We start from the raw sequence: 2776 nt of genomic DNA on the forward strand, positions 1-2776 counted from the left end.
GTTCATCCCGTTCCTGGACTACGACATCGAGATCCGCAAGGTGATCTGCTCGACCAACGCGATCGAGTCCCTCAACGCCCGCTACCGCCGGGCGATCCGCGCCCGGGGCCACTTCCCCAACGAGCAGGCCGCGATGAAGACCCTGTACCTCGTCACTCGGAGTCTGGACCCCAAGGGCACCGGACAGACACGATGGACCATGCGCTGGAAGCCAGCGTTGAACGCCTTTGCTATCACCTTCGCCGACCGCATGCCGGCCGCCGAAGACCGCTGACCATGAAAACGCCACTTACACCGTTAGGCGGACAGTCCCTCGTCAAGACCTGTGGATCGGCGAGTTCTACGGGTTGTTCGCGGTGAGCTCGACTTGGTAGCCGTCGGTGTTCGATAGGTTGGCGGCGTAGGTCTGTGGACCGCCGGCGTGGGGGTGTTTGTTGGCGAACATGAGTGCCCAGCCGTGGTCGGCGGCTGCCGCGGTGAGGGCATTGACGCGGTCGTGGTCGCCGGCGTGGAAGGCCAGGTGGTTGAGCCCGGGGCGCTTCCGGTTGTGTGGTTTCACCAGCATGTCGGGTGACTGTTCGATCACGATGTAGGTGCTGTCGAGTCGCCAACTGCGTCCGCCTGGCCATTCTTGGCTCTTCAACTTTGAGCGTGGTGGGGCCCTGAAGTAGGGCTCGCGGCCCTACGCCAGCATGGGTGTTGTCTAGACATCTCATGAGCGAGGACCGCGAGCGTGCACAAGCCTACGTTCGACGTCGATGCGGCGTCGATCCTGTTCAACCTGTCCGGTTACCGAGTCGTCTCGGCCACCCCTGGCGTCGGCGTTGAGCAACCGCGGCAGGTGCTGATCGAGACGACCACGAGCGAGGGCGCCTGCCCCTCCTGCGGGGTGCTGTCCTCGCGGATCCAGGCAAGACCTACCCAGCGCGTGAAGGACGTGCCGTGCGGGGGTGAGCGGCTCGACGTGCTCGTGCGCAAGCGCCGCTACGCCTGCCGTGAGTCGTTGTGCCCGCGGCGGTCGTTCACCGAGGAAACCGAGCAGCTGCCCGCGCGGGCGAGGGTCACGACCCGGCTGACCGAGCAGGTGATATCCGTCTGCCGGGCCGAGCCGCGGTCCATCGTGTTCACCGACCTGGACGACGGCGCGATCCTGGACGTCGTCGACGGCCGCCGCGGCAAGGTCGTCACCTCCTGGCTCGCGGCGCGGCCGCGGTGGTGGCGCCGGCGGGTGCAGGTCGTCGCCCTGGACATGTCGAGTGAGTTCCGGGCCGCGGTCCGCAAGGCACTACCGCGGGCGAAGGTCAGCGTGGACCACTGGCACGTGGTGCGGCTGGCCAACGAGATGGTCACCAAGGTGAGGAGGCGCCGGGTGTGGGAGCTGCACGAGCGCCGAGGACGGGCGACCGACACCCCGTGGAAGTACCGCAAGCTGCTCACCTGCGCCGGTGACCGGCTCACCGTCCGGCAGCGCACCAAGCTGCAGCAGATCCTGGCCGAGGACGTCGAGCTGGCCGTCGCGTGGGGCATCAAGGAACACGTCCGCCAGGTCCTCACCGCCACCGACACGCCCTCCTTCCAGCGGCACTGGGCCCGCCTTGAGAGCGCCGTGCGAGCCACCCACCTGCCCGAGCCGGCCGCGCTGTTCCGGACCCTGCTGGCCTGGCGTCGTGAGCTGCTCACCTTCTGCCGAACCAGGGTCACGAACGCTCGCACCGAGGCGGCGAACCTGACCGCCAAGACGATCAAGAGGGTCGGGCGCGGGTACCGCAACCATCGGAACTACAGATGCCGCATCATTGGCTATGCGCCCCGACCGATCGCGGCGTGAACACCCAGCACCACGCTCAAAGTTGAAGAGCCAAATTGAGTCCAGTACAATATTGTTATCACGATGTCGAGGAGGCATACCGATGAACCCCATCCGCTACCACGATGACGTCGAAGTGCCCGTGGAGAACGAGGCCGAGATCTCCCAGCGCATCGTCGAGCGCATGGCCGCCACCCAGGCCGAGAACGCCGACCGTCACCGCCACGCCCACCGCGACGCGCACGCCAAGAGCCACGCGATCCTCACCGGGCAGCTCACCGTGCACGACGACCTGCCGCACGAACTCGCGCAGGGCATCTTCGCCACCCCCGGCACCCACGAGGTCGTCGCGCGCCTGTCCTCGGCACCCGGCGACATCCACTCCGACGAGATCCCCGCCCCCCGCGGGTTCGCCCTCAAGATTATCGACGTGGAGGGCGAGCGTCTCTCCCCCGACCTCGGCGGCGCCAACCAGGACTTCCTCATGGTGAACTTCCCGACGCTCGCGTTCGGCACCGTGACCAAGTACGAGGACATGCTCGACATCCTCGAGAAGAACGCGAGCAACCCGGCCGCCGCGCAGAAGGCGGTCTCCGCCGCCGCCCGGGGCATCGCCTCGATCACCGAGAAACTCGGTCGCACCCCCGGCGCGACCATCCAGGGCCTCGCGAACGACTACTCCCACATGCTCGGTGAGACCTTCTACACCCAGGCCGCGATCCGTTACGGCGACCACGTCGCCAAGATGTCCCTCGCGCCGACCGGGGAGGTCGCCGAGCTCACCGGCGTCGACGTCGGCGACGACTTCGACGCGATGCGCACCGCGGTCGTCCGCCACTTCATGACCAAGGGTGCGACGTACGAGCTGCGGGCGCAGCTGTGCACGGACCTGGAGACCATGCCCGTCGAGGACGCCGCCGTGCTCTGGGACGAGGACGAGGCACCCTTCCGGACCGTCGCGACGGTCCG

General features: G+C 67.5%; 4 protein-coding genes. 3 read left to right on the forward strand and 1 reads right to left on the reverse strand.

Going from position 1 to position 2776, the window contains the following annotated elements; all coding sequences use genetic code 11:
* The coding region (locus A7E48_RS01140) for a transposase (protein ID WP_198924105.1) at positions 1 to 274 on the forward strand (274 nt) is incomplete at its 5' end.
* Positions 275 to 340: 66 nt separating this feature from the next.
* Here A7E48_RS01140 and A7E48_RS01145 read toward each other — a convergent pair.
* The gene (locus tag A7E48_RS01145; RefSeq protein ID WP_083147102.1) at positions 341 to 643 is read right to left on the reverse strand and encodes a VOC family protein; all 303 of its coding nucleotides are present in this window, start codon (positions 641 to 643) and stop codon (positions 341 to 343) included.
* Positions 644 to 733: 90 nt separating this feature from the next.
* On the opposite strand from A7E48_RS01145, the gene A7E48_RS01150 reads away from it, so the two are divergent.
* Together A7E48_RS01150 and A7E48_RS01155 are read left to right on the forward strand one after the other, a co-directional pair.
* Complete coding sequence (locus tag A7E48_RS01150; RefSeq protein WP_068168382.1) at positions 734 to 1828, forward strand: ISL3 family transposase; 1095 nt, start codon at positions 734 to 736, stop codon at positions 1826 to 1828.
* Between the two features lie 82 nt (positions 1829 to 1910).
* Positions 1911 to 2776, forward strand: an 866-nt coding sequence (locus tag A7E48_RS01155; protein ID WP_068168388.1) for a catalase family protein, incomplete at its 3' end; no start/stop codon positions are given.

It is taken from the genome of Rothia sp. ND6WE1A, assembly GCF_001683935.1.
In the GTDB taxonomy this organism is placed as follows: Bacteria; Actinomycetota; Actinomycetes; order Actinomycetales; family Micrococcaceae; genus Rothia; species Rothia amarae.